Origin of the sequence: Streptomyces sp. NPDC004629, from assembly GCF_042873595.1 — a bacterium.
GTDB lineage: Bacteria > Actinomycetota > Actinomycetes > Streptomycetales > Streptomycetaceae > Streptomyces.
Map to the genome: position 1 here is coordinate 12,490 of NZ_JBIALO010000026.1, position 26,549 is coordinate 39,038.

The 26,549-nt window shown below is 71.1% G+C and carries 24 protein-coding genes and 1 pseudogene; 6 read left to right on the plus strand and 19 right to left on the minus strand.

The annotated features are described in order from the left end of the window. Positions 1-28: 28 nt before the first annotated feature. Positions 29-487 (plus strand): RrF2 family transcriptional regulator, encoded by a 459-nt coding sequence (locus ACFYTE_RS31490; protein WP_388717882.1) that lies wholly within the window; start codon positions 29-31, stop codon positions 485-487. Positions 488-750: 263 nt separating this feature from the next. On the opposite strand, the gene ACFYTE_RS31495 is transcribed toward ACFYTE_RS31490, so the two are convergent. The 9 genes from ACFYTE_RS31495 to ACFYTE_RS31535 form a co-directional block, all read right to left on the minus strand. Continuing rightward, positions 751-2,583 (minus strand): pyridoxal phosphate-dependent aminotransferase, encoded by a 1,833-nt coding sequence (locus ACFYTE_RS31495; protein WP_388717885.1) that lies wholly within the window; start codon positions 2,581-2,583, stop codon positions 751-753. Positions 2,584-2,744: 161 nt separating this feature from the next. Then, positions 2,745-3,887, minus strand: a complete 1,143-nt coding sequence (locus ACFYTE_RS31500) for an aldose epimerase family protein (protein ID WP_388717888.1) — start codon at positions 3,885-3,887, stop codon at positions 2,745-2,747. 53 nt (positions 3,888-3,940) lie between these two features. Then, on the minus strand, positions 3,941-5,188 hold the full coding sequence (mmsB, locus tag ACFYTE_RS31505) for a multiple monosaccharide ABC transporter permease (protein WP_388717892.1): 1,248 nt from the start codon (positions 5,186-5,188) through the stop codon (positions 3,941-3,943). After that, positions 5,185-6,744 (minus strand): multiple monosaccharide ABC transporter ATP-binding protein, encoded by a 1,560-nt coding sequence (gene mmsA / locus ACFYTE_RS31510; RefSeq protein ID WP_388717895.1) that lies wholly within the window; start codon positions 6,742-6,744, stop codon positions 5,185-5,187. Before mmsA ends, mmsB begins: the two co-directional genes overlap by 4 nt. Positions 6,745-6,784: 40 nt before the next feature. Then, the gene (gene chvE / locus ACFYTE_RS31515) at positions 6,785-7,891 is read right to left on the minus strand and encodes a multiple monosaccharide ABC transporter substrate-binding protein (RefSeq protein ID WP_388717898.1); all 1,107 of its coding nucleotides are present in this window, start codon (positions 7,889-7,891) and stop codon (positions 6,785-6,787) included. A gap of 143 nt (positions 7,892-8,034) precedes the next feature. Next, positions 8,035-9,012, minus strand: a complete 978-nt coding sequence (locus ACFYTE_RS31520; protein ID WP_388717900.1) for a hypothetical protein — start codon at positions 9,010-9,012, stop codon at positions 8,035-8,037. Between the two features lie 125 nt (positions 9,013-9,137). Next, entirely contained in the window at positions 9,138-10,142 is a 1,005-nt protein-coding gene (locus ACFYTE_RS31525) for a zinc-binding dehydrogenase (protein ID WP_388717903.1), read from the minus strand. Further along, the gene (locus ACFYTE_RS31530; protein WP_388717906.1) at positions 10,139-11,296 is read right to left on the minus strand and encodes a mandelate racemase/muconate lactonizing enzyme family protein; all 1,158 of its coding nucleotides are present in this window, start codon (positions 11,294-11,296) and stop codon (positions 10,139-10,141) included. Before ACFYTE_RS31530 ends, ACFYTE_RS31525 begins: the two co-directional genes overlap by 4 nt. 804 nt (positions 11,297-12,100) lie before the next feature. After that, the gene (locus tag ACFYTE_RS31535) at positions 12,101-13,099 is read right to left on the minus strand and encodes an NADP-dependent oxidoreductase (protein ID WP_388717909.1); all 999 of its coding nucleotides are present in this window, start codon (positions 13,097-13,099) and stop codon (positions 12,101-12,103) included. An 88-nt stretch (positions 13,100-13,187) separates the two neighbouring features. On the opposite strand from ACFYTE_RS31535, the gene ACFYTE_RS31540 reads away from it, so the two are divergent. Then, positions 13,188-13,643, plus strand: a complete 456-nt coding sequence (locus ACFYTE_RS31540) for a MarR family winged helix-turn-helix transcriptional regulator (protein ID WP_388717912.1) — start codon at positions 13,188-13,190, stop codon at positions 13,641-13,643. 62 nt (positions 13,644-13,705) lie between these two features. Beyond that, entirely contained in the window at positions 13,706-14,554 is an 849-nt protein-coding gene (locus ACFYTE_RS31545; protein ID WP_388717915.1) for an EI24 domain-containing protein, read from the plus strand. On the opposite strand, the gene ACFYTE_RS31550 is transcribed toward ACFYTE_RS31545, so the two are convergent. After that, entirely contained in the window at positions 14,544-15,812 is a 1,269-nt protein-coding gene (locus ACFYTE_RS31550) for a pyroglutamyl peptidase (RefSeq protein ID WP_388717918.1), read from the minus strand. The two genes, ACFYTE_RS31545 and ACFYTE_RS31550, sit on opposite strands and share 11 nt — an antisense overlap. A gap of 166 nt (positions 15,813-15,978) precedes the next feature. Between ACFYTE_RS31550 and ACFYTE_RS31555 the strand changes: the two are divergent. Then, positions 15,979-16,194 (plus strand): annotated as a pseudogene (locus ACFYTE_RS31555) (fibronectin type III-like domain-contianing protein); the annotation flags it as partial. 190 nt (positions 16,195-16,384) lie between these two features. On the opposite strand, the gene ACFYTE_RS31560 reads toward ACFYTE_RS31555, so the two are convergent. Both ACFYTE_RS31560 and ACFYTE_RS31565 read right to left on the minus strand, forming a co-directional pair. Beyond that, positions 16,385-17,359: an aldose epimerase family protein gene (locus ACFYTE_RS31560; RefSeq protein WP_388717921.1), complete on the minus strand. Its 975-nt coding sequence runs from the start codon at positions 17,357-17,359 to the stop codon at positions 16,385-16,387. Between the two features lie 15 nt (positions 17,360-17,374). Beyond that, complete coding sequence (locus tag ACFYTE_RS31565) at positions 17,375-18,253, minus strand: SGNH/GDSL hydrolase family protein (protein ID WP_388717924.1); 879 nt, start codon at positions 18,251-18,253, stop codon at positions 17,375-17,377. A gap of 285 nt (positions 18,254-18,538) precedes the next feature. On the opposite strand from ACFYTE_RS31565, the gene ACFYTE_RS31570 reads away from it, so the two are divergent. Continuing rightward, positions 18,539-19,033 carry a DUF3145 domain-containing protein gene (locus tag ACFYTE_RS31570; protein WP_351728916.1) on the plus strand — a complete coding sequence of 165 codons (495 nt, stop codon included), beginning with the start codon at positions 18,539-18,541 and terminating at the stop codon, positions 19,031-19,033. Between the two features lie 175 nt (positions 19,034-19,208). Here ACFYTE_RS31570 and fabF read toward each other — a convergent pair whose 3' ends face one another. The 5 genes from fabF to fasR form a co-directional block, all read right to left on the minus strand. After that, the gene (gene fabF / locus ACFYTE_RS31575; protein ID WP_388717927.1) at positions 19,209-20,471 is read right to left on the minus strand and encodes a beta-ketoacyl-ACP synthase II; all 1,263 of its coding nucleotides are present in this window, start codon (positions 20,469-20,471) and stop codon (positions 19,209-19,211) included. An 85-nt stretch (positions 20,472-20,556) separates the two neighbouring features. After that, positions 20,557-20,805, minus strand: coding sequence for an acyl carrier protein (locus tag ACFYTE_RS31580; RefSeq protein WP_030040115.1), 249 nt, complete (start codon positions 20,803-20,805; stop codon positions 20,557-20,559). 104 nt (positions 20,806-20,909) lie between these two features. After that, positions 20,910-21,941, minus strand: coding sequence for a ketoacyl-ACP synthase III (locus ACFYTE_RS31585; RefSeq protein WP_388717932.1), 1,032 nt, complete (start codon positions 21,939-21,941; stop codon positions 20,910-20,912). Between the two features lie 15 nt (positions 21,942-21,956). Then, a complete protein-coding gene (locus ACFYTE_RS31590; protein ID WP_388717935.1) occupies positions 21,957-22,874 on the minus strand; it encodes an ACP S-malonyltransferase in 918 nt (305 codons plus the stop codon). Between the two features lie 89 nt (positions 22,875-22,963). Beyond that, positions 22,964-24,169: a fatty acid biosynthesis transcriptional regulator FasR gene (gene fasR / locus ACFYTE_RS31595; RefSeq protein ID WP_388717938.1), complete on the minus strand. Its 1,206-nt coding sequence runs from the start codon at positions 24,167-24,169 to the stop codon at positions 22,964-22,966. A gap of 293 nt (positions 24,170-24,462) precedes the next feature. Here fasR and ACFYTE_RS31600 point away from each other — a divergent pair, with 293 nt between their 5' ends. Further along, the gene (locus tag ACFYTE_RS31600; protein ID WP_388718150.1) at positions 24,463-25,116 is read left to right on the plus strand and encodes a pirin family protein; all 654 of its coding nucleotides are present in this window, start codon (positions 24,463-24,465) and stop codon (positions 25,114-25,116) included. A 24-nt stretch (positions 25,117-25,140) separates the two neighbouring features. Here ACFYTE_RS31600 and ACFYTE_RS31605 read toward each other — a convergent pair whose 3' ends face one another. Together ACFYTE_RS31605 and ACFYTE_RS31610 are read right to left on the minus strand one after the other, a co-directional pair. Beyond that, complete coding sequence (locus tag ACFYTE_RS31605; RefSeq protein ID WP_388717942.1) at positions 25,141-25,962, minus strand: serine hydrolase domain-containing protein; 822 nt, start codon at positions 25,960-25,962, stop codon at positions 25,141-25,143. An 18-nt stretch (positions 25,963-25,980) separates the two neighbouring features. Continuing rightward, on the minus strand, positions 25,981-26,451 hold the full coding sequence (locus ACFYTE_RS31610) for a GNAT family N-acetyltransferase (RefSeq protein WP_388717944.1): 471 nt from the start codon (positions 26,449-26,451) through the stop codon (positions 25,981-25,983). Between the last annotated feature and the right edge of the window lie 98 nt (positions 26,452-26,549).

A 26,549-nucleotide genomic window follows, 5' to 3' on the forward strand; every position in this document is an offset into this window, starting at 1 on the left:
CCCCGGCGGTACGCCCCACAATGGACCCATGAGGATCTCGGCACGGGCGGACTACGCGGTGCGGGCGGTGCTGGAGTTGGCCGTACGGCAGGGTAACGGCCCGGTGAAGGCAGAGGAAATCGCCTCTGTACAGGACATCCCCCACAAGTTCCTTGAGGGCATCCTGGGCGATCTGCGGCGCGCCGGGATCGTGTCCAGCCGACGAGGTGGGGGCGGCGGATACCGGCTGGCCAGGCAGCCTGTGGAGATCACGGTCGCGGACGTCATCCGGGCCGTGGACGGCCCGATCGTCTCGGTACGGGGAGAACGCCCGTCGAGCCTCACCTACACGGGCACCGCCGAACCCCTGCTGCCGCTGTGGATCGCGCTGCGCGCGAACGTCCGCAGGATCCTGGAGGGCGTCACCCTGACCGACCTGGCCACGTCCCGCCTCCCACCCCTGGTGAACCACCTGGCAGCAGACCCAGCATCCTGGCAAAACCCGTAACCAGCCCCTCCGGGGGTCCAGCGGGATCATTCGGGGGCGGGCGGCGGCGGACCGGTGGGAGTGCCGCCGGGCGGTGTTGGCGCTGGAGGTGTGCGGCTGCCCGGTGGGGCGAATGCGCCGATCACCCCTTCTGTTCGGATGTCGGGCGGGCGCGGGCGGCGGTTGGGGCGATGGGCGTCGTTGGCCCGGGGCGGCGTCCGGTGGGGTGAATGTGCTGATCGTTCCCTGCTTGGCGTCGTGGGACGGGCGGGGGCCGCTCGGGGTTATCCCGCCTGGCCCATGCCTGCTGCGTTGGGCCAGCTTTGGGCGTTGGGCCAGCCGGTGGCCGGGGCCGGGGTCAGGGGCGGGGTGGGGGGTGGGCCGGTCATGCCGCGGACCTGCGCCGCGGTCAGGCCACCGCGCGCCGGGACGCCGGGCGGGGTCGGGCCGATCGCGGCGGCGGCCGGGGCTGGCACCGGCGCCGGGAAGGGTGCGGGGGCCGGGACCGGCGCCGTCGGCTGGGGCGCGGGGGCCGGGACCGGCGCCGTCGGCTGGGACGCGGGGGCCGGGGTGGGGGTGGTGAGCGGTGGCACGGTCGGTACCGGGGTCGGGTGGTGGGGGAGCAGTTGGGGTGGTGCCTCGGGCGCCGCGGGCTGTGGTGGCACCGCCTGGGCTGCCGCCGGCATCGGCATCCCGCCGCCGGTCGGCTGACCGGCGGCGGGGAGCGGCATGCCGGTGCCGGCGGCAGGGGCGGCGGCCGGTGCCGGAGCGGGGCCGGTACCGACCGCCTGGGCGGGGCCGGTACCGACCGCCTGGGCGGGGGCGGCGCCGAGCGCCGGAGCGGGGCCGGCTGCGAGTGCCGGGGCGGGGCCGGCTGCGAGTGCCTGGGCGGCGAGGCCGTGCAGGCCGGCTCCGTTGGTTTCGCTCACCAGCCGGTCCACCGCTGCCGTGCCCGAGCTGTAGCCGGTCCGGGCGCCCGGCTCGGGCACGGCGGCTCCGCTCCCGGACCCGTAGAGCACCGACTCCAGGCCGGACACCAGGCGACGCACGTCCACCTGGGGGCGCACCACGAGCCGCAGGAAGCGGCTGGACGAACCGATCTTGTTGCCGCACTCGCGGACCAGGATCCGGTGCTCGGTGAGCATCCGGTCCCGGACCACGGTGCCCTCGGCGCCGACCGGCAGTCGTACGAAGAGGAAGTTGCCCTGGGAGGGGTAGACGGTGAGACCCGGCAGGGCGGACAGCCGGCTCGCCATCTCCAGCCGGTCCCGGCGCACCTGGAACAGGCTCTGCGCGTACTCGGCGCCGTGCTCCTTCAGCATGAACACCACATGCTCGGCGAAGGAGTTGAGGTTCCACTTCGGCAGCATCGAACGGATCCGCCCGGCGAGAGCCGGATTGGCGACCAGGTAGCCGAACCGTATGCCGTGCAGCCCGAAGTTCTTGCCGAGGCTGCGCAGCACCACCACGTTCGGGCGCAGCATCGCCTCCTGCACGACGCTGGGTTCGGCCTCGGCGTCGGCGAATTCGAGGAACGACTCGTCGATCACCACCAGGTCCAGGTCGGTCATGGCGTCCATGAACTGCACCAGCGCGTGCCGGTGCAGAAAGCCGCCGTCGGGGTTGTTGGGGTTGCAGACGACGGCGACCCGGGTGCCGCGCGCCCGGATGAACTCCGCGTACTGCGCGAGGTCCAGGGCGAAACCGCCGGACTCCTGGAGCGGGAACATGTCGACCCGTTTGCCGGTCTCCATCGGCTGGTCGGTCCAGCGGCCGAAGGTGGGGACCGGGATGGCCAGGGACTCGCGGACCAGCAGATGGTCGATCCAGGTGATGAGTTCCGTGGAGCCGTTGCCCATCGCCACGCACTGCGGCGGCAGTTGCAGCAGGGTGCACAGCTCGGCCGTGATGGTGTCGGCGCTGCTCGGGTAGTACGTGATGATGTCCCGCAGCCGGCCCGCCAGTTCCTCGAACATCGCCGGGGTGGGGAAGTAGGGGTTGCAGGGGATGCAGAAGTCCACCGGCCCGACCACGTCGCCGCCCTCCCGCGTCAGCGCCGCCATCGACGGGCTGTGTGCCGCTGTGCCGCGGAACAACGAGGTGACGTTGTCGGCCATGGAACCTCCGTAGGGGGCGAGCCCGCGGGGACGACCGGGCTCGTCGTCTGTGGGTGGCCCGCGCGGGGGAGCACGGGCCACCCTTGGATACGGAGACGGGGGCGGCGCTGTTCACCGGATGTGAAAGAAGTGTGTCCGCGTGACGCTCCGGGTACGCGGGCTCACACCCCGAACGAGTGGACCGTCGTGGTCCGGTAGGTCTGCCCGGGGCGCAGCACGGTCGACGGGAACGACGGCTGGTTGGGCGAGTCGGGGAAGTGCTGGGTCTCCAGGCACAGTCCGTCGCCCTGCCGGTAGGTGCGGCCGGAGGTGCCGACCAGGGTGCCGTCGAGGAAGTTGCCCGAGTATAACTGCACGCCCGGCTGGTCGGTGGCGATCTTCAGGGTGCGGCCGGACCCGGGGTCGCGCAGGGTGGCGATGTGCTCGGGGCGCGCGGTCACCCCCTTGTCCAGGACGAAGTTGTGGTCAAAGCCCTTGGCGGTGACCAGTTGCGGGTGGCCGGCGCGGATGTCGCGGCCGACGGCCTTGGCCCGGCGGAAGTCGAACGGGGTGCCCGCGACCCGGGCCAGTTCACCGGTGGGGATCAGGCCCGCGTCGGTGGGGGTGTAGCGGGTGGCGCGCAGGGTGAGTTCGTGGTCGTGGATGCCGCCGCTGCCCTCGCCCGCGAGGTTGTAGTACGTGTGGTTGGTGAGGTTGACCACCGTGGGCCGGTCGGTCGTCGCCTCGTAGTCGATGCGCCAGTCGCCGTGCCGGGTCAGCGTGTAGGTGACCTTGGTGCGCAGGGTGCCCGGGTAGCCCATCTCGCCGTCGACGCTCGTGTAGTACAGGCGCAGGCCGACGTCGGAGCCGGAGGTGAACTTCGCCACGTCCCACACCCTGGTGTTGAAGCCGCGGGCGCCGCCGTGCAGGCTGTTCTCGCCGTCGTTGACGGACAGTTGGTGGGTCCTGCCGTCCAGGGTGAAGCGGCCCTTGGCGATGCGGTTGCCGTAACGCCCGATGGTCGCGCCGAAGAACGTCGTCCCGGCGACGTAGGCCGCGAGGTTGTCGTAGCCCAGCGAGACGTTGGCGTGCCGGCCGTGGCGGTCCGGTATCTCCAGGGACTGGACGATGCCGCCGTAGGAGAGGACCTTAAGCCGGATCCCGCCGTTCTCCAGCGACCAGCGGTGCACCTCGGTGCCGTCGGCGAGTGTCCCGAAGGGTTCCTTGACGGGCTGCCGGGAGGAGGCCCGGGCCGGGCCCGCGGTGGCCGCGGCGATACCCGCGGCGGCGGCCCCGGCGATAACGGTACGTCTGCTCATGTCCATTGCGGCTCCTGCAAGTTGAGGGCCCCGTCCGAAGCGGACGGGGCCCGGCTGCCTTACGAACCGGACTTGCGCTTGTTCCATACGTCGAAGCCGACCGCCGCGAGCAGGGCGAGGCCCTTGATGACCTGCTGCCAGTCGGTGCCGACGCTCAGGAGGTTCATGCCGTTGTTCAGCACGCCGAGGACCAGACCGCCGATGATCGCGCCGAGTACGGTGCCGACACCGCCGCTCATGGACGCGCCGCCGATGAACGACGAGGCGATGGCCTCCAGTTCGAAGTTCAGGCCCGCCTTCGGCGAGGCCGCGTTCAGGCGGGCGGCGACCACCAGACCCGCCAGGGCCGCGAGCACACCCATGTTCAGGAAGACGTAGAAGGTGACCTTCTTGTCCTTGACCCCGGACAGCTTGGCCGCCGGCAGGTTGCCGCCGATCGCGTAGATGTGGCGGCCGAAGACGGCGTTGCGCATCACATAGCCGTAGCCGACCACCAGCACCCCGAGGATGATCAGGATGATCGGGGCGCCCTTGTAGCTGGCGAGCAGCAGGGTGACCGCGAGGATCGCCGCGGCGATCGCGACCAGCTTCAGCAGGAACGCGTTGCGCGGCAGCACCTCCAGTGAGAACTCCTGCTGCCGCTTGCGGTCCCGGACCTCCTGGAAGACCACGAAGGCCAGCAGGGCGAGGCCCAGCAGCAGGGTGAGGTTGTGGTAGTTGGTGTTCGGGCCGGTCTCCGGCAGGAAGCCGTTGCCGAGCTTTTGCAGCCCGTTCGGGAACGGGCCGAGGGTCTGGCCCTTCAGGAAGATCTCCGTCAGACCGCGGAAGAGCAGCATGCCCGCCAGGGTCACGATGAACGACGGTATGCCGAGATACGCGATCAGAAAGCCCTGGACCGAACCGGCCACCGCGCCCACCAGCAGGCACAGCACCAGGGCGACGGGCCAGGCCAGGCCGTGCTGCACCGTGAGTACGGCCGCGAACGCGCCCACGAACGCGGTCAGCGAGCCGACCGACAGATCGATATGGCCCGCGATGATCACCAGCATCATGCCGATGGCGAGGATCAGGATGTAGCTGTTCTGCAGCACCAGGTTGGAGACGTTGCGCGGCAGCAGCAGGTCGCCGCCGGTCCACACCTGGAACAGGACGACGATCAGGCCGAGCGCGATCAGCATGCCGTACTGGCGCATGTTGCGGCGCAGGCCGTTCAGCATCAGCCGGAGCAGGCCGCCCGCGGCGGCCGGGCCCCCGCCCTTGCCGGGCGGCGCCGAGGCCGGGAGCTTGTCGGTCACATCCGTGCTCATCGGGTTACCTCTTTGTCCTGTGTGTCCTTCGTCATCCGGCGCATCAGCACTTCCTGCGTGGCCTCGGCCCGCGGCACCTCACCGGTGAGCCGCCCGGCGGCCATGGTGTAGATGCGGTCGCACATGCCGAGCAGTTCGGGCAGCTCGGAGGAGATGAAGACGACCGCCTTGCCCTCGGCGGCGAGCCGGTCGATGACCGTGTAGATCTCGTACTTGGCGCCCACGTCGATGCCGCGCGTGGGCTCGTCCAGGATCAGCACGTCCGGACCCGCGAAGATCCACTTGCTGAGGACGACCTTCTGCTGGTTGCCGCCGGACAGCTTGCCGACCGGTTCGAAGACGGTCGGCGCCTTGATGTTCATGGAGGTGCGGAAGCCCTCGGCGACCTGCCGTTCCTCGTGCTCGTCGACCACGCCCCGCTTCGCGACCTTGTTCAGCGCGGTCAGCGAGATGTTCCGGTTGATGGTGTCGATGAGGTTGAGGCCGTAGTGCTTGCGGTCCTCGGTGACATAGGCGATGCCGTGCCGGACCGCCTCGGCGACCGTCCTGGTGCGGATCTCCTCGCCGTCCTTGAGGACCGTGCCGCCCGCGTGCCGGCCGTAGGTGCGCCCGAAGACGCTCATCGCCAGTTCGGTGCGGCCCGCGCCCATCAGGCCGGCGATACCGACGATCTCCCCGCGCCGCACCTGGATCGACACGTCGTCGACCACCTTGCGCTGCTGGTCGATCGGGTGGCGCACGGTCCAGTTGCGGATCTCCAGCGCCGGTGCCGCGTCCGGCGCGCCCGCGTACGGGGTGCGGTCGGGGAAGCGGTGGTCGAGGTCGCGGCCGACCATCCCGGAGATGATCCGGTCCTCGGTGGTCTCCGGCGCCTTCACGTCCAGGGTCTCGATGGACCGGCCGTCGCGCAGGATCGTCACCGAGTCGGCGACCCGGCGGATCTCGTTGAGCTTGTGCGAGATGATGATCGAGGTGATGCCCTGGTTCTTCAACTCCAGGATGAGATCGAGGAGTTTGCCGCTGTCCTCGTCGTTGAGCGCCGCCGTCGGCTCGTCCAGGATGAGCAGCTTCACCTTCTTCGAGAGCGCCTTGGCGATCTCCACGAGCTGCTGCTTGCCGACGCCGATGTCGGAGATCCGGGTCTCGGGGTGGTCGGTCAGGCCGACCCGGCGCAGCACCTCGGTGGCGTGCCGCAGGGTGTCCCGCCAGTTGATGAGCCCGCGCGAGGCGTGTTCGTTGCCGAGGAAGATGTTCTCGGCGAGGGACAGGAACGGCACCAGCGCCAGCTCCTGATGGATGATCACGATGCCGCGCTGCTCGCTGGCCCGGATGTCCCTGAAGGCGCACTCCTCGCCTTCGAAGAGGATCTCGCCCTCGTAGCTGCCGTGCGGATGGACTCCGGAGAGCACCTTCATCAGGGTGGATTTCCCGGCGCCGTTCTCACCGCAGATGGCGTGAACCTCGCCCTGACGGACCGTCAGAGTGACGTCCGACAGCGCTGTGACGCCGGGAAAGGTCTTGACGATCGAGCGCATCTCCAGGACGGGTCCCGCCATGGTCGTGCCCTTTCAGTCCGTGGGTGAACCGACGTGGGGACTACTTGAGTTCGCCCGCCGTGTAGTAGCCGGTGTCGACGAGTTCCTTCGTGTAGTTGGTCTTGTCGACGCTCACCGGCTGGAGCAGATAGGCGGGCACGACCTTGCTGCCGTTGTCGTACGTCTTGGTGTCGTTGACCTCGGGCTTCTTGCCGTTCAGCACGTCGTCGACCATGGTCGCGGCGACCTTGGCCAGCTTCCGGAGGTCCTTGTAGACGGTCTGTGTCTGCTCGCCCCCGATGATCGACTTCACCGAGGCCAGCTCGGCGTCCTGGCCGGTGACGACCGGCAGCGGCTTGCCGGAGGAGCCGTAACCGTCGGACTTCAGCGCGGAGATGACGCCGATGGAGATCCCGTCGTAGGGCGAGAGCACCGCATCGACCCGGCCGCTCTTGTAGGAGGAGGTGAGGATGTCCTCCATGCGCCGTTGCGCGGTCGTGCCGTCCCAGCGCAGCGTGGTCACCTGGGTGAGCTTGGTCTGGCCGGACTTGACGACGAGCTTCTTGCTGTCGATGTACGGCTGGAGCACGCTCATCGCGCCGTTGAAGAAGTACTTGGTGTTGTTGTCGTCGTTGGAGCCGGCGAACAGCTCGATGTTGAACGGGCCCTTGCCGTCCTTCAGGCCGAGCTTGTCCACGATGTAGCCGGCCTGCAACTCGCCGACCTTGGTGTTGTCGAAGGACGCGTAGTAGTCGACGTTCTGCGTGCCGAGGATCAGCCGGTCGTAGGAGATGACCGGGATCTTGGCGTCCGCGGCCTGCTGGAGCACGTTGTTCAGCGACTTGTTGTCGATGGCCGCGATGATCAGGCCCTTGACGCCCTGCGTGATCAGGTTCTCGATCTGCGAGACCTGCTGGTCGGGGTCGTCCTCGCCGTAGACCAGCTTGGTCTGGTAGCCCTTGGCCTTCAGGTTCTTGACGACGTTGTTGCCGTCGGCGATCCAGCGTTCGGAGGACTTGGTGGGCATGGCGATGCCGATGGTGCCGCCCTTGGCGCTGTCCTTGTCCTCCTTGCTGCCGCCCTCGCTGTTCTGCCCGCAGGCGGACAGCGTGAGGGCGAGGGACGCGGCGCCGGCTATGAGGGTGAGGGCGCTTCTACGAATGCGCATGGTGATCGGTCCCTGTTCTTCTCGTCGTTGAGATGTTTGAGCGAGGTCGGTGAAGAGCGCCCCAAAGGGGCGCGGGGCTGTGTCAATGTGCGGCTCCGCCGCGCGGGCGCGACCAGCCACAGACGGCCCGCAGTCCCCATCGGTCATCCGGCGGCACCTTCGGAGGGGAACCGTTGGAGAAGCCCTGGCAGGCGGGAGCCGAGCGGAGCCATGTCGCCGCCCGCGCCGTGCCGGGCGAGCAGGTCGAGGGCGAGCCGGCCGCGCCGCACCCGCTCCCGGGCGGTGTCCAGGGTCACGTCCCGCAGATGGGCGCCCCACGGGTAGATGCCGGGGGCCCGGGACAGGCCGAACTTCAGATAGAGCGGTGCGCCGCGCCGGATCAGCTCGGCGACCTCGTACATCCGCACATAGCCGCCGAGGTCGTCGGGCGCCTCGATGTACATGTCCATGGGCGCGGCGGACACCCGGCGGATCTCGGTGAGGTGATCGAGCGTCAGATCGCTGGGCACGTTGACCGAGTCGGCGCCCAGCCGCTCGAAGACCGCGTACGACGCCGGGTTCACCGGCCCGACGAGCGCGGACACCTTGAGTGTGGTGTCGGCGGGGATGATCCCGGCGGTGCGCGCCCGGTGCAGCGTCCACAGCACGCCCTCGTCGGCCACCAGCAGGCACTTGACGCCCAGTTCGGTGGCCCGGACGGCGTCCTCGACACAGCCGGCCACCGCGTCGTGGCCGCGGGCGCGCAGCCCCGCGCCGCCCGAGCCGGAGCGCACCGAGCCGCCGATGTCCCAGGTGCCGCGCGGGCCGGTGAACAGACAGAGTTCGATGCCGCGTTCGGCGGTGGCCTCGACCATCTCGGTGATCTCGGCGTCGGTCAGCATCCACACGCCGCTGCCCTGGCTGATGCGGTGGATCGGCACGTCGAGCCGCGAGGACTCCTTGAGTACGACCGCCAGCGCCTCGGGACCCTCGCACGAGGGGATCTCGGTGCGCCAGCGGCCGCCGCCCGGGAAGCTGTGGGCGGAGGCGTCGGCGGGGTCGAGGGCGGGCGCGCCCAGGCCGAGCGCGGTGAGCGCGTGCTCACCGGGTCTGCGGGCTGCCGTGGCGGATGCGTCGGTCACAAGCTGTCCTTAGTGTTCGATATATCGGACAAGGTTCGCGGCTCAGGGTGTGAGAAGGGCCGGGGCGACCGGCCGGGGGTACGCCGGTCCCGGCGCCGTCTGGTCACGCCGGGACCGGCGTACGGCTAGGGGCGGAGCAGCACCTTGCCCACCTTCGGATCGCCGGCCCCCACCAGCTCGATGGCGTGCGGGAACCCGGTCAGCGGCAGCTCGTGCGTGACCAGCGGCAGCGGGTCGAGCAGCCCGGCCCCGAACATCCGCACCGTGTGCGCCCAGGCGTCCGGCGGCGCCCCGAAGACGGTGTGCACCTCCAGCTGCCGCACCACCAGGTCGGTCGGATCGAGGCCGTCGGCGCCCGGCGCCGGGATGCCGGTCAGCACCAGCCGTCCACCGCGTCTCAGCAGCGCGGCGGCGGTGCGCGCGGCGGACGCGGACCCGGCGGTCTCCACGACGACGTCGAAGTCGTCGGGAAGCGGTTCGTCCCTCGTACGGAAGCCGGTGGCGCCGAACCGCCGGGCCAGCGGCTCCCGGTCCCGCCCCGTGCCGACCACCAGCAGTTCCGCCGGCGAGACGGCCCGCAGGAACTGCACGGCGAACATCCCGAGCGTGCCCGTGCCGACCACCGCGACCCGCTCGCCCGGCCGGGCGCCGCCCTTGATCGCGGCGGCGGCCACACAGGCGGCCGGCTCCAGGAGCGCCGCCGCGGTCAGATCGGCCGCGTCCGGCAGGACGTGCAGCAGCCGGGCCGGCAGGGTGAGGGTGGCCGCCATGGCGCCCGGCTGGGTGAAGCCGGTCTCCTCGTAGCCCGCGGTGCACAGGGTGGTCTCGCCCGCGTGGCAGCGGTCGCACACCTGGCAGTTGCGAAAGCCCTCGCCGACGACCTTGCGGCCGGCCAGCGCCGCGGGCACCCCGGCGCCCACGGCCCGCACCGTCCCGGACCACTCGTGGCCGGGCGTCAGCGGGTAACGGACGTACCCCTCGGGCCGGTTGCCCTGGTACACCTCCCGGTCGCTGCCGCAGATGCCCACCGCGTGCACGGCGACCAGCGCCTCCCCGGGCCCGGGCGCGCGGGGCGTGTGCTCCTCGACCCGGTGCTCGCCCGGCGCCTCCACGACAACCCGCGAACTCACTTCGTGCCCTTCGGCTTGCGCTGCTCCCAGCCGTCGGCCCACAGGTCGAACCGGGCCTGCTGCTGCGGGAACTCGGCCGCCGCGTCGACATCCAGCTCCACGCCGAGGCCGGGCGCGTCGGACAGCTGGAAGTAGCCGTCGACGACCTCGGGCGCGCCCTTGACCACCTTCTTGATCTCCGCGTCGGCGAAGTCGTTGAAGTGCTCCAGGATCTTGAAGTTCGGGGTGGCGAAGCCGACTTGGAGACTCGCCGCGGTCAGCACCGGGCCGCCCACGTTGTGCGGGGCGACGAGGACGTAGTGGGTCTCGGCGGTCGCCGCGAGCTTGCGGGTCTCCCAGATGCCGCCCAGGTGGCCGACGTCCGGCTGGATGATGTCGGCGGCCTGGCTCTCGAACAGCTCGCGGAACTCGATCCGGTCGTGGATCCGCTCGCCGGTCGCGACCGGCAGGTCCACCTTCTCGGCCACCTTCCGCAGCGCCTTCAGGTTCTCCGGCGGCACCGGCTCCTCCAGCCAGGCCGGCTTGAACGGCGCCAACTCCCGGGCGAGGCGGACCGCGGTGGCGGGGGAGAAGCGGCCGTGCATCTCCAGCATCAGCTCGGCCTCCGGGCCGATGGCGTCGCGCACCGCCTCGATGAGGGAGACGGAGTACAGGGCCTGCGCGTGGTCGAGTTCGAAGTGGCCGGTGCCGAACGGGTCGATCTTCAGGGCCCGGTAGCCGCGCGCCACGACCTCCTGCGCCGCCTTGTGGTAGGCCTCCGGTGTGCGCTCGGTGGTGTACCAGCCGTTGGCGTACGCCTTGACCCGGTCGGTCACCTTGCCGCCGAGCAGCTGCCACACCGGGACGCCCAGCGCCTTGCCCTTGATGTCCCAGCAGGCCATCTCGACCACCGCGATCCCGGACATGACGATCTCACCGGCCCGGCCGTAGTCGCCGTACTTCATACGGCGCACAAGGTCCTCGACGGCGAACGGGTCGGAGCCGACAATGTGGTTGGCCTCCGCCTCGCGCAGATAGCCGATCAGTGCGTCGGTGTGACCGAGCATCCGGGTCTCGCCGACTCCCGTGATCCCTTCGTCGGTGTGCACCTGGACGTAGGTCAGGTTGCGCCACGGCGTCCCGACCACGTGCGTGCTGATTCCGGTGATGCGCACGGCAGATGCCCCTCAGCTGTTCGAGATTTCGTCACACGTTCGAAATGCTGGCGTGACAGTAAGGACGGGGCGGCGGGGGTGTCAATGGGTCGAACAGATAACGGTTTAGGCAAGCCTCTCGACAGCTCTTTCGGCCTCCCACAGAACTTTCACAGTCGCACCTGGGAACGTGACCCGCGCGGAACTTAGTCTTCCCGCGTCATGGACTACTGCCACCCGTGCCGACGGCACCTCAACGGCGCCCTCGCCTGCCCGGGGTGCGGCACACCCGTCGACGAACTAAGCACGCACCCGCGCGAACGCCACGACGACCACGACGCCTACGAGGGCGAGGGCGGCGTGGACGGCGAGCCGCGCGGGCGGGCGGCGCGGCGCCTGACCGACGACGGCACCGCGGTAACTTTCTGCGCCCGGTGCGGGAAAGGCGCCCCGGTCAGGGGCGCGGGGAACGGCGCGAGAAACCACGACGGCGCCGCACCTGACCGACGACGGCACCGCGGTAACTTTCTGCGCCCGGTGCGGGAAAGGCGCCCCGTCAGGGGCGCGGGGAACGGCGCGATCGACCACGACGCCGCCGCACCCAACCGACGACGGCACCGCGGTAACTTTCTGCGCCCGGTGCGGGAAAGGCGCCCCGGTCAGGGGCGCGGGGAACTGCGCGAGAAACCACGACGGTGCCGCGCCTGACCGACTACCGGCACCGCGGTAACTTTCTGCGGACGGCGCCCCGCCAGGGCCCGCGGGGAACTGCGCGCCAAGCCACAACGCCACCGCAGTCGACCGATTGGCGCACCACGACGGCGCTCAGAGCTTGACGATCATCTTCCCGGTGTTGTCGCCGCGCAGGACGCCGAGGAACGCCTCCAGGTTGTTCTCGATACCCTGGACGACGGTCTCGCGGTACTTCAGCCGCCCCGAGGCGACCCACGGCCCGACCTCCCGCACGAACTGCGGCTGCAGGTCGTAGTGGTCGCCGACCAGGAAGCCCTCGATACGGCCGCGGGTCTGGATGAGGCGGGCCAGGTTCCGCGGACCGGGCGCCGGTTCGGTGTTGTTGTACACGGAGATCATTCCGCAGATCGCGATCCGGCCCCGCAGATTGAGCGCGCCGACGGCGGCCTCCAGGTGCTCGCCGCCGACGTTGTCGAAGTAGACGTCGATGCCGTCGGGGGCGGCGGTGCGCAGCTGCTCGGCCACCGGACCGTTGCGGTAGTTGAAGGCGGCGTCGAAGCCGTACTCCTCGACCAGCAGCCGCACCTTCTCGTCGGAGCCGGCCGAGCCGACGACCCGGGAGGCGCCCTTGAGCCGGGCGAGCTGCCCGACCTGACTGCCGACGGCGCCTGCCGCGCCGGAGACGAACACGGCGTCGCCCTCCTTGAAGGAGGCGGTGCGCAGCAGCCCGGCGTAGGCGGTGAGCCCGGTCATGCCGAGGACACCGAGGTAGGCGGACAGGGGAGCGGCCTCCGGGTCGACCTTGACCGCCTGCGCCGCGTCCACGGCGGCGTACTCGCGCCAGCCGAGGTAGTGCAGCACATGGTCGCCGACGGCGATCCCGTCGGCGTTGGAGGCGATGACCTCGCCCACCGCGCCGCCCAGCATGACCGCGCCCAGCCGGTACGGCTCCGCGTACGACTTGGCCGCGCTCATCCGGCCGCGCATGTACGGGTCGACGGACAGGTACGTGTTCCGCACCAGCACCTGGCCCTCGCCCGGGGCCGGGGCCTCCGTCTCGACCAGGGCGAAGTCCTCGGGCTTCGGCCAGCCGACCGGGCGGCTGCGCAGGTGCCATTCGCGGTTGATCATGACAACGCCTCTCCATTTACTTCAGGAACTGAAACAACAATGGTCCTGAATATTTCATGATGTCAAGCAACCGGTTACCCTGGAGGCCATGCCCACCCCATCGAAGGCCCACCGCCCCGACGCCCTGACCTTGGAGGTCGTCGAACTCATCGGGGACGTCGTGGCCCGCTTCTACGCCGACTACGAGGAGGCGGCGGGCGAGCACGCCCTGACCGGGGCGCAGGCGCGGCTGCTGAGCCTGCTGTCGCTGGAGCCGCTGCCGATGCGGAAGCTGGCGCAGCGGCTGAAGTGCGAGCCGTCGAACGTGACCGGGATCGTGGACCGCCTGGAGGCCCGCGGTCTTGCCGAACGCCGCCCCGACCCGGCCGACCGGCGGGTGAAGCTCGCGGCGGCCACGGACGAGGGCCGCCGGGTCGCCCGCGACCTCCGCGACGGACTCCGCTTCGCCCGCGAACCCCTGGCGGCCCTCACCCCCACCGAACGCCAATCCCTACGCGACCTCCTCCACCGAATGACCCAACCCGACACCCCAGCCACCCCCTGACCCCCAACAGGCGGCCGTGCATGTCTTGCTGCCCGCTGCCCGCCGGCCGGTAGGGTTTTGGCATGCGTGATCTCGGGGTGGGTTTCGGTTATCTCCTCAAGGGCCAGCGGTGGGTGGTCCGGCACGGCCGGCAGTTCGGGTTCGGGCTGTTGCCCGGCCTGATCACCCTCGTCCTGTACGCGGCGGCCCTGGTCGCGCTCGCCGTCTGGGGCGGGGACTTCGTCGCCTGGGCCACCCCCTTCGCCGACGACTGGTCGAGCCCGTGGCAGGGCCTGTTCCGCGGCTTCCTCACCGCCGTGCTCTTCGCTCTCGGCCTGCTGCTGGCCGTACTGACCTTCACCGCGGTCACCCTCCTGGTCGGTCAGCCCTTCTACGAAAGCCTCTCCGAGACGGTGGACCGGGACGTGTCGCCCGACGGCACCGCCCCCGAGTCCGGCCTGCCCCTGTGGCGCGACCTGTGGATCTCGGCCCGCGACAGCCTGCGCATCCTGGTCCGGGCCGCCGTCTGGGGCGTCCTCCTCTTCGCCCTCGGCTTCCTCCCCGTCGTCGGCCAGACGGTCGTCCCGGTGATCGGCTTCTTCGTCACCGGCTTCTTCCTCACCGAGGAACTCGCCGCGGTCGCCCTCCAGCGCCGCGGCGTCGAACTCCGCGAGCGCCTCTCCCTGCTCCGCTCCCGCAAGCTGCTGGTCTGGGGCTTCGGCACCCCCCTCGGCCTGGCCTTCCTGGTGCCGTTCGTCGCGGTGTTCCTGATGCCCGGCGCGGTCGCCGGCGCGACACTCCTCGCCCGGGACCTGCGGGGCGAGGAGATCACGGAGGGCGCCGCGGACGCCGATGACCCGGACGACGCCGCGCACGACCCGCGCGCCGCGCACGACACGGCCGCGCCCGGACAGACTCAGGTCACCTCTTGAGCGCCGCGTCCGCCGCCACCGTCAGGATCGCCCGTACCTGACCGATGATGTCCAGCCGGTTGCGCACGAACTCCGGGTCGGTGACGGCACCGCTCGCCGGGTCGGTGTTCCCGGCGCCGAACTGCAGCACCGGCGTGTGCACATGCCCGCCCGGCAGGGTGTCGTGCAGGCCCAGCCGGTCGCGCAGCAGCGTCGCCCGGTAGGCGATCTCGTTGGACAGGTAGTCGCCGCCGCCCCCGGCCCGTGCCGTCGAGTCGGGCGTCGGGCCGTCCGGCCGTACGACGGGAGCGGTGCCGCCCGCCGGTATCTCGGTGACCGTCGTGTTGTCGTACACCGGGAAGCGGCCGGTGTCCGCGGCGACCACGGCGGCGTACGGCAGCGTGGTCGTCGTCCACTGCGGCTGGCTCGCCGGGTCGGCGACCGGGACGGTGCCGGTCACCGACGCGTTGTCGTTGTCGGGGAACCCGCCCCGCCAGGCGCCGTTGGTGCGTTCCACGTCGAAGCGCCCGACCCGGCCCTGGCTCACCGTCGTGAACAGGTCCATTTTCGGCAGATACGGCCGCAGGGCCCGCTCCACCACCTGGTCCGCGAAGTCCTGCCAGCGCACCGGGAACACGGCCGTCTCCACGCGGGCGGGCCCCGCCGCCGTCTCGATCACCGTGCCGTCGAGGGCCAGCGCGGTCGCCCCGGACGGGTTGGAGATGCGGATGTCCCGGTCGAGGGTGAAGGGGTCGAAGCCGGTCACCAGAATGCGTTTGACGCTCTTGCCGCGCGGATACCGTACGTCGGTCTGCCCGCGCGAGGTCTGCTCCAACTCGTCCAGCAGGGCGGCGCGTCGGTCTTCGTTCAGTGCGAACCCGGGCTGGTACGCGCGTAGTTGACGGGCCATGCCCAGCCGGGCCCAGTACAGCGGCCGGTCGTCGTCCCGGCTGAGGTCGCCGACCGCGGGCCCGCGGCCCTGCGCCCGGTCGACGGCCCGCCGCCACAGCGCGGACCCCTCGCGTACGACGATCCGGCGGGCCTGCTCGAAGGAGTGCGCCCGGCCGAGCGCGCGGGCGAACTCGGGGGCCACGGTGTTGAATCCGGACCGCTTCAGGATCTCCTGGGGTACGGCCCGGTCGAGCCGCTGTTCCTCGGCGGTGGGCGCGGCCGCGGTGCCGGCGGGGGCCGGTCCTGCGGCGGCGGTCGTGGCGGGGGCGGCGAGCCCGGCGAGCAGGGTCAGGCCGAGGACGCCGATGCGAACGCGTAGGGATGTCAAGGGTGTTCGAGTCCTTCCGTCGCTGTGGGGCGCGTGCTCCGGGACGGCGGAAGTATCGCGTGACAGGCGTACCCAACGCCACGCCACCGCACAACCGCCCCCCGACCTCACACAACACGATCGGCAACACCGAGCAGCCCCCACAAGGCCCCCGAGCAACGGCACGCCTGGCACGGAGCGGCCGGCGCGCTGGCTGGCCGGCTTCGCGGGCGTCGCGGCGGGTCCCGGCGAGAGCGTGGAGGTCGCCGTCGAACTGCCGCGCCGCGCCTTCGAGATCTGGGACGAGGAGGCGAAGTCGTGGACGTATGTGAAGGGTTCGTACGAGGTTGCGGCCGGGCGTTCGATCGCCGACCGGCGTGTCACGACCACGATCGACCTCTGATCCGGGACCCGCCCCCTGAACGGCCCCGGCCCGGGACCTGACCCCCGGACCGGGGCTCAACCGACCGATGGGCCGAGCGAGTTCCGCACCCCTCGGACAGTGCCCCGAAAGGGGCGCGGGGAACGGCGCGACCAGCCATGACGCCGTCGCAGACGAACGACGGCGCACCACACCGCTTCCGGCCGGGGGTTCAGCCCCGGACCCCGAAGCCGTACACCGTCTGCGAGCGGTACATCGCGCCGGGGCGCAACTCGGTGCTCGGGAAGTCCGGGCGGTTCGGGGAGTCCGGGAAGTGCTGGGTCTCCAACGCAAGACCGTCGCCCGGCGCGAAGGGATCGCCCAGGTGGTCGGCGGTGTACAGCTGGATGCCCGGCTCGGTCGTCGCCACCGTCAGCACCCGCCCGGACGCCGCGTCGTACAGCTCGCCGACCTCCACCGGGGAGTCCGTGACGCCCTTGTCGAGGACCAGGTTGTGGTCGTAGCCGGCGCCCACCTTGCGCGCCGTGCGGAAGTCGAACCGGGTGCCCGTCACGTCCGCCGGTTCCCCGGTCGGGATCAGGTCCGCGTCGACCGGGGTGAACCGGGAGGCGGCGAGCCGCAGTTCGTGACCGCCCGCGTTGCCGCCGCCGGCCAGGTTGAAGTAGCTGTGGTTGGTGAGGTTGACCAGGGTCGGCGCGTCCGTCACCGCCTCGTACCCGATCCGCAGCGCCCCGGACGCATCCAGCGCGTACGTCACCGTCACCTCCAGGCGGCCCGGGAAGCCCTCCTCGCCGTGCGGACTGACACGCGTCAGACGTACGCCGTGCCCGACCGCCTCCGCGTCCCATACGCGCTTGTCGAAGCCGCGCCGACCGCCGTGCAGGGAGTTGCGGCCGTTGTTCGGCTCCAGCGCGTAGACCAGGCCGTCCAGCGGGAAGCGGGCGCCCGCGATCCGGTTGGCGTAGCGACCGATCACGGCACCGAGGTACGGCTCCGGATGGGCGACATAGCCGTCGAGGTCGGCGAACCCCAGCACGACGTTCGCCGTCCGCCCGTCCCGGTCCGGGACCTCGACGGACTGCACGATCCCGCCGTACGTCAGGACCCGCACCCGCACCCCGGCGCGCTCCAGCGTCCAGCGGTGGACCCGGGTGCCGTCGGAAAGTGTGCCGAAAAGTTCGCTCATGTGGGAAACCCTAGGTCACGGGGTCCGCGCCGTGACGGTCCGGTAGGCGATCGCCGCGAGCCGCTGCTGGCCGTCCTTGCTCGGATGGAACCAGTCCCAGTGGCTGAGCTGCTCGGTGGTGAACTCGTAGTCGAACACGGCACCCCCGTCGAAACGGCACCGCCGGTCCTTGGCGCACACCTCCGCCAGAACCCTGTTGTACGCCTCCACCCGCTCCTGCACCGTGTCCCGGCGCTTGGTGGCCACCAGGTCCAGCGCGTCCGCGTCGCCCAGCATCGACGGGCAGATGCCCAGCTTCCACACCTGCTTGCCGAGCGGGTTGGTGCGGCCCTGCGACCACAACCGCTTGAGGTTCGGCACGCTCGCCACATACACCTGCGTCTTCGGCAGCGCCGCGCGCAGCGTCGCCATCGCCTCCTCGAACCCCTCGCGGAAACGGGTCACCGACGTCATCGCCGAGGTCGTGGCCCGGCAGGCGTCGTTGGCCCCGATCATCACCGTCACCAACTCGGGCGCGCGCGTCACCGCCTGCGCCATCTGGTCGGCGAGGTCACGCATCCGGGCGCCGGTCACGGCGTAGTTCCAGCTGTTCTCGGCCGCCCGGGTCCGCCCCAGCAGTTGGACCGCCAGGCTGTCCACCTGGGTGCCGGTGCCGGTCGCCCAGGACACCTCAGGGCAGTCCGAGAGCACCGTGCACGCGTCGAAGCCCCGGGTGATGGAGTCGCCGACGGCGGCGACCGAGGCCGGGCTGCGGTTCCACACCGCGGCCGCCCGCGCCTTGGTGCCGCCCGGCGCGGGGGAGTTGTCGCCCGCGGTCTCGCACCCCGCGGCGCCCAGGACCGCCGCCAGCACGACGGTGAGGACGGCTCGTGAACGCCGGCGTCGGTTTCGCATGCCCTGGTCCATCCCCTTGTCGTGCCGCCGGCGCGCCGTCATGGCCCACCGTGCCGTCGTGGTCCCCAACCCATAACAACGCGCGAGGGTTCCCGGCGGGCGGCATGCAACGTCTCACACCCGTACAAGCGTCCCCCCGGGTGAATGGCGGCGTTTCCTGGCGCCGGGACGGACGGTACGTCACACTCCGCCCGTCGTCGCACGGTAGCCTCGCCATCAACGCGGCCGTCGTGTCACAGCCGCCCAGCCAGACCGCACCCTGTCCCGCTCAGCCCGGAGGTCCCGGTGACGACACGTGGAGTTCTGTACGTGCACTCCGCGCCGCGCGCGCTGTGCCCGCACGTCGAGTGGGCCGTCGCCGGGGTGCTCGGCACCCGCGTCAGCCTCGACTGGATCCGGCAGCCCGCCGCCCCCGGCACCTGGCGCTCGGAGTTCTCCTGGCAGGGCGAGCCCGGCACCGCGTCCAAGCTGGCGTCCGCGCTGCGCGGCTGGCACCTGCTGCGCTTCGAGGTCACCGCCGAGCCCTGCCCCACGGCCGAGGGCGAGCGCTACAGCTGCACCCCCGACCTCGGCATCTTCCACGCCGTCACCGGCATCCACGGCGACATCCTGATCCCCGAGGACCGGCTGCGCGCCGCGCTGACGCGGTCCCAGCGCGGCGAGACGGACCTGGAGGCGGAGATCGCCAAGCTGCTCGGCAAGCCCTGGGACGACGAACTGGAACCCTTCAGATACGCAGGAGAAGGCGCCCCAGTCCGCTGGCTCCACCAGGTGGTATAGCGCCCTCAGCGCAGGAGCGCCCCGGAAGGGGCGCGGGGCTGTGTACATATGCGGCTCCGCCGCGCGGGCGCGACAAGCCACGACGCTTCCGCACCCGGCGCACAACCGATCCCCCAACGGCGCATGGCCCGACCTCCACCACAGGAGACCGAGCCATGAAGAAACGCCGCTGACGTTAGAGCGATCGAAACGCCAGTACCACGTTGTGCCCACCGAACCCGAACGAGTCGTTCAGCGCGGCGATACGCCCCTCGGGAAGCCGCCGAGCCTCCCCGCGGACCACGTCCGCGTCCAACTCGGGGTCGGGGTTGTCGAGGTTGATGGTCGGCGGAGCGATCCGATGCACCAGCGCGAGCACCGACGCGACGGTCTCGATCCCGCCGGCCCCGCCGAGCAGATGCCCGGTCATCGACTTGGTCGCGGAGATCGCCATGTGGTCGAGGTCGTCGCCGAACGCCTTCCGCAGCGCCTTGATCTCGGCGATGTCGCCCGGCGGGGTCGAGGTGGCGTGCGCGTTGACGTGCACGATCTCGGCCGGCTTCAGATCGGTGTTGTCGAGCAGGTTCTGCAGCGCGTGCGCGATGCCGTTGCCGGACGGCTCGGGCTGCGTGATGTGGTGGCTGTCGGCGGAGATGCCCTGGCCGACCGCCTCGGCATAGATCCGGGCGCCGCGGGCCTTCGCGTGCTCCTCGGACTCCAGGACGATCACACCGGCGCCCTCGCCGAGGACGAAGCCGTCCCGGCCGCTGTCGTAGGGACGCGAGGCGCCCTGCGGGTCGTCGTTGTTCTTGGACATCGCCATCATGTTGCCGAACGCGGCGATGGGCAGCGGATGGATGGCCGCCTCCGTGCCCCCCGCGACGACGACGTCGGCGCGGCCGGTGCGGATCATCTCGATGGCGTAGCCGATGGCCTCCGCGCCCGAGGCGCAGGCCGAGACCGGGGTGTGCACCCCGGCGCGCGCACCCAGCTCGATCCCGACGTTGGCGGCGGGGGAGTTGGGCATCAGCATCGGCACGGTGTGCGGGGAGACACGGCGTACGCCCTTCTCCCGGAGCACGTCGTACTGGTCGAGGAGCGTCGTCACGCCGCCGATGCCGGAGGCGATGACCGCACCCAGCCGGTCGGGGTTCACGGACCCGTCCTCACCGGCCTTGGCGGTGAAACCGGCGTCCTTCCAGGCCTCCTGAGCGGCGATCAGCGCGAACTGCGCGGACCGGTCCAGCTTGCGGGCCTGCGGGCGCGGGATGATCTCGCCCGGTTCGACGGCGATCTGGGCGGCGATGCGGACCGGCAGGTCGGCGGCCCAGTCCTGCTCAAGGAGACGGACGCCGGACGTGCCGGCGACCAGGGCCTCCCAGGTAGAGGCTGCGTCGCCACCCAGCGGTGTGGTTGCGCCGATACCGGTGACGACCACGGTGCGATTGGTCGGGCTCACGGGAATTCTTTCTCCAACGGATACGGGATTCAGCGGCGCCACCGCCGGGTGGCGGGGCATTGCAGCCTCGGGTCTGAGCGGTGGCTCAGCCCTGGTGCTTGAGGATGTACTCGGTCGCGTCGCCGACGGTCTTGAGGTTCTTGACGTCCTCGTCCGGGATCTTGACGTCGAAGCGCTCTTCGGCGGCGACGACGACCTCGACCATGGACAGCGAGTCGACGTCCAGGTCGTCGGTGAAGGACTTGTCCAGCTGGACGTCCTCAACCGGGATGCCGGCGATCTCGTTCACGATGTCGGCGAGACCGGCGACGATCTCTTCCTGAGTGGCGGCCATGTCAGGCGCTCCTTCTTCGATATCCAGACGGGTTGGTGGCGCCCGCCGCGTCAGCGGCAGGTGTTGCTGAGCCGTACCGGATGACATGATCCGGCACGGAGTGCCTAGGGGAGGGTAACGACCGTGGCGGCGTAGACGAGACCCGCCCCGAATCCGATGACGAGCGCGGTGTCGCCGCTCTTCGCCTCGCCGGTCGCCAGAAGCCGCTCCATCGCGAGCGGGATCGAGGCGGCCGACGTGTTGCCGGTGGTGCGGATGTCACGGGCGACCGTGACGTGCTCCGGCAGTTTGAGGGTCTTCACCATCGAGTCGATGATCCGCACGTTGGCCTGGTGCGGGATGAAGACGTCCAGGTCGTCCGGGGTGAGGCCGGAGGCGTCCAGCGCCTCCTTGGCGACCTTCGCCATCTCGAACACGGCCCAGCGGAACACCGCTTGGCCCTCCTGGGTGATCGCGGGGAACTTGACGTTGCCCGCGCTGTCGTGGGGGAGTTCGGAGACATCGCCGTTCCAGAAGCGGTCCCAGGGCACGGTCTGCTTGATCGTGTCGGCCTTGTCGCCCTCGGAGCCCCACACGGTCGGGCCGATCGCGGGCTCCTGCGAGGGGCCGACCACGACGGCGCCCGCGCCGTCACCGAACAGGAAGGCCGTCGCCCGGTCCTCCAGGTCGGTCAGGTCCGAGAGCCGTTCGACGCCGATGACCAGTACGTACTCCGCCGAACCCTCGACGACCATGCCCTTGGCGAGGGTGAGGCCGTAGCCGAAGCCGGCGCAGCCCGCCGAGATGTCGAAGGCGGCGGCCTTGTCCGTGCCGAGCTTGTCGGCGATCTCGGTGGCGACGGCCGGGGTCTGGCTGAAGTGCGAGACGGTCGACACGACGACGGCGCCGATCTGCTCGGCGGAGATGCCCGCGTCCGCGATCGCCTTGCCGGCGGCCTCGATCGACATCGCGGCGACCGTCTCGTCGGGGCCCGCCCAGTGCCGGGTCTCGATGCCGGAGCGCGAGCGGATCCACTCATCGGAGGAGTCGATCCGCTCCAGGATCACCTCGTTGGGCACGACCCGGGTCGGGCGGTAGCCGCCGACACCGAGGATGCGCGCGTACGGGGCGCCCTTGCTGGGCTTGATCTTCGACATGGTCGGTACGGCTCCTTAGGCGGGCGCGTGCTCGGAGACCAGCTCCCGGGCCGCGTCGAGGTCGTCGGGGGTCTTCAGGGCCAGCGTCCGGACGCCGGGCAGGGCGCGCTTGGCCAGGCCGGTCAGTGTGCCGCCGGGGCACACCTCCAGCAGCGCGGTGACGCCCAGCTCCTTGAACGTCTCCATGCACAGGTCCCAGCGGACCGGGTTGGCGACCTGGCCGACCAGCCGCTCCAGCACCTCGGCGCCGGAGGCGACGGTCCGGCCGTCCTTGTTGGAGACGTAGACGACCTTCGGGTCGGCGGGCGTGAGGTCCGCGGCGGCCTTCGCCAGCGTCTCGACCGCGGGCGCCATGTGACGGGTGTGGAAGGCGCCGGCCACCTTGAGCGGGACGACCTTGCGGACGCCCTCGGGCTTGTCCTCGGCCAGCGCGGCCAGCTGCTCCAGCGTGCCCGCGGCGACGATCTGGCCCGCGCCGTTGATGTTCGCGGGGGTCAGACCCAGCTTCTCCAGGTGCGCGACGGACACCTCGGGGTCGCCGCCGAGCAGCGCCGACATGCCCGTCTCGGTGATCGCGGCGGCGTCCGCCATCGCCAGTCCGCGCTTGCGTACGAGGCTCAGCGCGGCGGTGTCGTCCAGCACGTCGGCGAACGCGGCCGCCGTGAACTCGCCGACGCTGTGTCCGGCCACGGCGCCGGGCGCGATGTCACCCAGTGCCGCGGCGGACAGGATCCCGGCGGCGACCAGCAGCGGCTGGGCCACCGCGGTGTCACGGATGGCGTCCGCGTCGGCATGGGTGCCGTAGTGGAGCAGATCCAGTCCGATGGCGTCGGACCACGCGGCGACGCGGTCCGCGGCACCGGGGAGATCGAGCCAGGGGGTCAGAAAGCCGGGCGTCTGGGCGCCCTGGCCGGGAGCGACGAGTACGAGCACTCTCACACTCTCTCTTGGGGACGGCCGGCGCCGCCCGTGGGGACAAGGACGAAGAACACGAGGGGGTTTTGTGGGTCTCCGACAAAAGGCTAGGACTGGGGATCTCCATCGGCCAGACGCCCCAGGATCAGCGCGATCCGTAGCGTGAACGCGGATCGTACATCGGAGGGTGACCATCCGGTGACGTCTGTCACACGTCGGAGCCGGTAGCGCACGGTGTTCGGGTGAACGAAGAGCATGCGGGCGGCGCCCTCCAGGCTGCTCGCCTGCTCCAGATAGACACTCAAGGTTTCCAGCAGGGCCGAACCGGCCTCTTCGAGCGGTCTGTAGATCTCCTCCACCAGCTGCTCACGGGCGCTTGGATCGCCCGCCATGGCACGTTCCGGAAGCAGGTCGTCCGCCAGGACCGGGCGCGGGGCGTCCTGCCAGGCGGAACAGGCCTTCAGCCCCGCCGCGGCGGCCTGCGCGGACCGGGTCGCGGCCAGCAGGTCGGGCACCACGGGCCCCGCCACCACGGGTCCCGCGGCGAACGGGCCGATCAGCGACTTGGCGACGGCCAGCGGGTTGTCGCTGCCGCCGGCGACGACGACCAGCCGGTCGCCGAGCACCCCGGTGAGCACCTGGAGCTTGGCGTGCCGTGCGGCCCGCCGAATCGCCTCCACGGTCAGCTCGCTGTCGCCGTCCGGCGCGGTCCCGAGCACGACGCACACATGCTCGGGGGAGTTCCAGCCGAGCGCGGCGGCCCGGCTGACGGCGCCCTCGTCGGCCTCCCCGCTGAGCACGGCGTTGACCACCAGGGATTCCAGCCGCGCGTCCCAGGCACCGCGTGCCTCGGCGGCCTGGGCGTACACCTGGGCGGTGGCGAACGCGATCTCCCGGGCGTACACGAGCAGCGCCTCGCGCAGCACGCCCTCGTCGCCGGGCGCGGCCACCTCGTCGATCGCCGACTCCATGACCTCAATGGTGGTCCGCACCATCTCCACGGTCTGACGCAGTGTGATGGCCCGGGTCAGCTCGCGCGGCGCGGTGCCGAAGACATCCGTCGAGATGGCCTGCGGGGCGTCCGGGTGCCGGAACCATTCGGTGAAGGCGGCGATACCGGCCTGGGCCACGAGCCCGATCCAGGATCGATTCTCCGGGGGCATCGCCCGGTACCACGGCAGGGACTCGTCCATGCGGGCGATGGCCTGGGCGGCGAGGCTGCCGGACGACTTCTCCAGCCGCCGCAGGGTCGCGGAGTGCGGGTGCACTGCGTGCGCTGCGGGGTCGGGCTTGTGGGATTCGGGTTCGGGCACGGTGACAAGACTGCCTCATCCGGACGGCCGAACGTGTCGCCGGGGCTGGCCTTGGCAACGGGGCTGCGGTGCGGGTGGCGTGCGGTGGCGCGCCGTGGGTGGTTCCGTTCGCTGCCGGGTGCGGGTGCGTTGTGGCTTGTCGCGCAGTTCCCCGCGCCCCTATGGGGCGCGCCGTTGGTGGATCGGGGGCGTTGCCGGGTGCGGGTCGCATGTGGCTTGTCGCGCCCGCGCGGCGGAGCCGCAGATGTGGACAGTCCCGCGCCCCTATGGGGGCGGGTTAACGTGGGGGTGTGATGGATGTGCGGCGGGCTGGGGAGCGGTATGTGGGTGGGGATGGGCGGGCCGGGATTGAGACTTGGCATGCCTTCTCGTTCGGGGCGCATTACGATCCCGGCAACCTGCGCTTCGGTGCGCTCATCGCGTGCAATGAGGAGCGGCTGGCGGCCGGCGCCGGCTTCGACGAGCACCCGCACAGCCATACCGAGATCGTCACCTGGGTCGTCGAGGGCGAGCTGACCCACCGTGACTCGACGGGCCACGAGACGGTGCTGGGCCCGGGCGACGTCCAGCGCCTCAGCTCCGCCGCCGGTGTCCGCCACGTGGAGCGCAACGACGGCCCGGTGCCGCTGACGTTCGTCCAGATGTGGCTGGCCCCGCGAACCCCCGGCGGCATCCCCGGCTACGAGATCGTCCGGGGCATCGCCGACTCCACCCCGTACGCCGTCCCCGAGGCCGGCGCGATGCTCCACGTACGGCGGTTGCGGCCCGGGGAGCGCACGGCGCTGCCGGACGCCGCGTACCTCTACCTGCACATGGTGCGCGGAGCGCTGCGGTTCGCGGCGGAGCGGCTGGAACCGGGCGACTCGGCCCGCATCACGGACGCACGGGGCCTGGAGGCGGTGGCGGAGACGGGGGCGGAGCTGCTGCTGTGGGAGATGGCGGCGTAGGGCGCGGAAAGCGCCCGGCGGGCCTCAGCCGCGCAGTTCCGCGAGCACCGCGTCCGTGAACACCGGCCACGCCTCGATCGCCCACGGACCGAAGGCACGGTCGGTCAGCGCGACGCCCGCCGCCCGCGCGTCCGGGTTGATCCACAGGAACGTACCGGACTGCCCGAAGTGTCCGAAGGTACGCGGGGAGGACGAACCGCCCGTCCAGTGCGGCGACTTGGCGTCGCGGATCTCGAAACCCAGCCCCCAGTCGTTCGGGTTCTGGTGCCCGTACCCCGGCAGGACGCCCTTGGTGCCCGGGTACTGCACGGTCATCGCCTGGGCGACCGTCCGCGGATCCAGCAGCCGGGGCGCCTGCACCTCGGCCGCGAACCGCAGCAGGTCCGCCACCGTCGACACCCCGTCCTTCGCGGGCGAGCCCTCAAGCGACGTGTCCGTCATGCCCAGCGGCTCCAGCACCGCCTGCCGCAGATACTCGGCGAACGGGATGTCGGTCGCCTTGGCGATATGGTCGCCGAGCTGCTCGAAGCCGGCGTTGGAGTACAGCCGCCGCTCCCCGGGCGGTGCGGTCACCCGGTGCTCGTCGAAGGCCAGCCCGGAGGTGTGGGCGAGCAGATGACGGACCGTCGAGCCGGGCGGCCCCGCCGGTTCGTCGAGTTCGATCGCCCCCTCCTCGTACGCGACGAGTGCCGCGTACGCCGCGAGCGGCTTGGTGACCGAGGCCAGCGGGAAGCGCAGCCCGGTCGGCCCATGGGTTCCCAGCACCGTACCGTCGGCCCGTACGACACCCGCCGCGGCGGTCGCCACGGGCCACTCCCCGACCAACGCAAGACTCTCCAACGCCATACGGCCGAGCTTAGGTCCTCAGAGTTTCAGCTCCAGCAAAGGGTCCGGCTTGGGCTGGAAGCCGAGGGAGTCGTACAGGGGGCGGGCCTCGGCGGAGGCGGTGAGCTGGACCTGGGCGGCGCCGCGGCAGCGGAACCAGTCCAGCAGTTCGCCCATGCACGCGCGCGCGTACCCGCGGCGGCGCGCGCCGGGGTCGGTGGCGACGCTGAACACGAAGCCGACCGTGCCCTGCGGGTTGCGCGTCCGGCCGATCCGGTACTCGATCGTGCCGGCCACCAGCGCGGCCAGCGCCCCCGGCCGCTCGGGGTGGTCCACGACGAACGCGGCGAAGTCGCCGTCCGGCTCGGCGAGCCGGCTGCGCAGGGTCGGCAGGGACTCCCCGTGCCAGTCCGTGGACGGGTCGGACCCGAACATTGAGTCGATCATGACCTGTCGCAGTCGCAGAACTTCCTGCGCATCATCGGGCGTTGCACGGCGTACCAAACTCATGCCCCGCAGGCTAAGCGCTCCCCCAAAACCCCCGCCATCCACCGCCGCCCGCCTGCGGCACCATAGCGGCCGCCCACGCAGTTCCCCGCCCCCCCTCC

Coding starts and splice junctions, on each gene's coding strand:
- ACFYTE_RS31490 (WP_388717882.1), top strand. CDS start 29: ATGAGGATCTCGGCACGGGCGGACTACGCGGTGCGGGCGGTGCTGGAG.
- ACFYTE_RS31495 (WP_388717885.1), bottom strand. CDS start 2,583: ATGGCCGACAACGTCACCTCGTTGTTCCGCGGCACAGCGGCACACAGC.
- ACFYTE_RS31500 (WP_388717888.1), bottom strand. CDS start 3,887: ATGGACATGAGCAGACGTACCGTTATCGCCGGGGCCGCCGCCGCGGGT.
- mmsB (WP_388717892.1), bottom strand. CDS start 5,188: ATGAGCACGGATGTGACCGACAAGCTCCCGGCCTCGGCGCCGCCCGGC.
- mmsA (WP_388717895.1), bottom strand. CDS start 6,744: ATGGCGGGACCCGTCCTGGAGATGCGCTCGATCGTCAAGACCTTTCCC.
- chvE (WP_388717898.1), bottom strand. CDS start 7,891: ATGCGCATTCGTAGAAGCGCCCTCACCCTCATAGCCGGCGCCGCGTCC.
- ACFYTE_RS31535 (WP_388717909.1), bottom strand. CDS start 13,099: ATGATCAACCGCGAATGGCACCTGCGCAGCCGCCCGGTCGGCTGGCCG.
- ACFYTE_RS31540 (WP_388717912.1), top strand. CDS start 13,188: ATGCCCACCCCATCGAAGGCCCACCGCCCCGACGCCCTGACCTTGGAG.
- ACFYTE_RS31545 (WP_388717915.1), top strand. CDS start 13,706: ATGCGTGATCTCGGGGTGGGTTTCGGTTATCTCCTCAAGGGCCAGCGG.
- ACFYTE_RS31560 (WP_388717921.1), bottom strand. CDS start 17,359: ATGAGCGAACTTTTCGGCACACTTTCCGACGGCACCCGGGTCCACCGC.
- ACFYTE_RS31565 (WP_388717924.1), bottom strand. CDS start 18,253: ATGCGAAACCGACGCCGGCGTTCACGAGCCGTCCTCACCGTCGTGCTG.
- ACFYTE_RS31580 (WP_030040115.1), bottom strand. CDS start 20,805: ATGGCCGCCACTCAGGAAGAGATCGTCGCCGGTCTCGCCGACATCGTG.
- ACFYTE_RS31585 (WP_388717932.1), bottom strand. CDS start 21,941: ATGTCGAAGATCAAGCCCAGCAAGGGCGCCCCGTACGCGCGCATCCTC.
- ACFYTE_RS31600 (WP_388718150.1), top strand. CDS start 24,463: ATGGATGTGCGGCGGGCTGGGGAGCGGTATGTGGGTGGGGATGGGCGG.
- ACFYTE_RS31605 (WP_388717942.1), bottom strand. CDS start 25,962: ATGGCGTTGGAGAGTCTTGCGTTGGTCGGGGAGTGGCCCGTGGCGACC.
- ACFYTE_RS31610 (WP_388717944.1), bottom strand. CDS start 26,451: ATGAGTTTGGTACGCCGTGCAACGCCCGATGATGCGCAGGAAGTTCTG.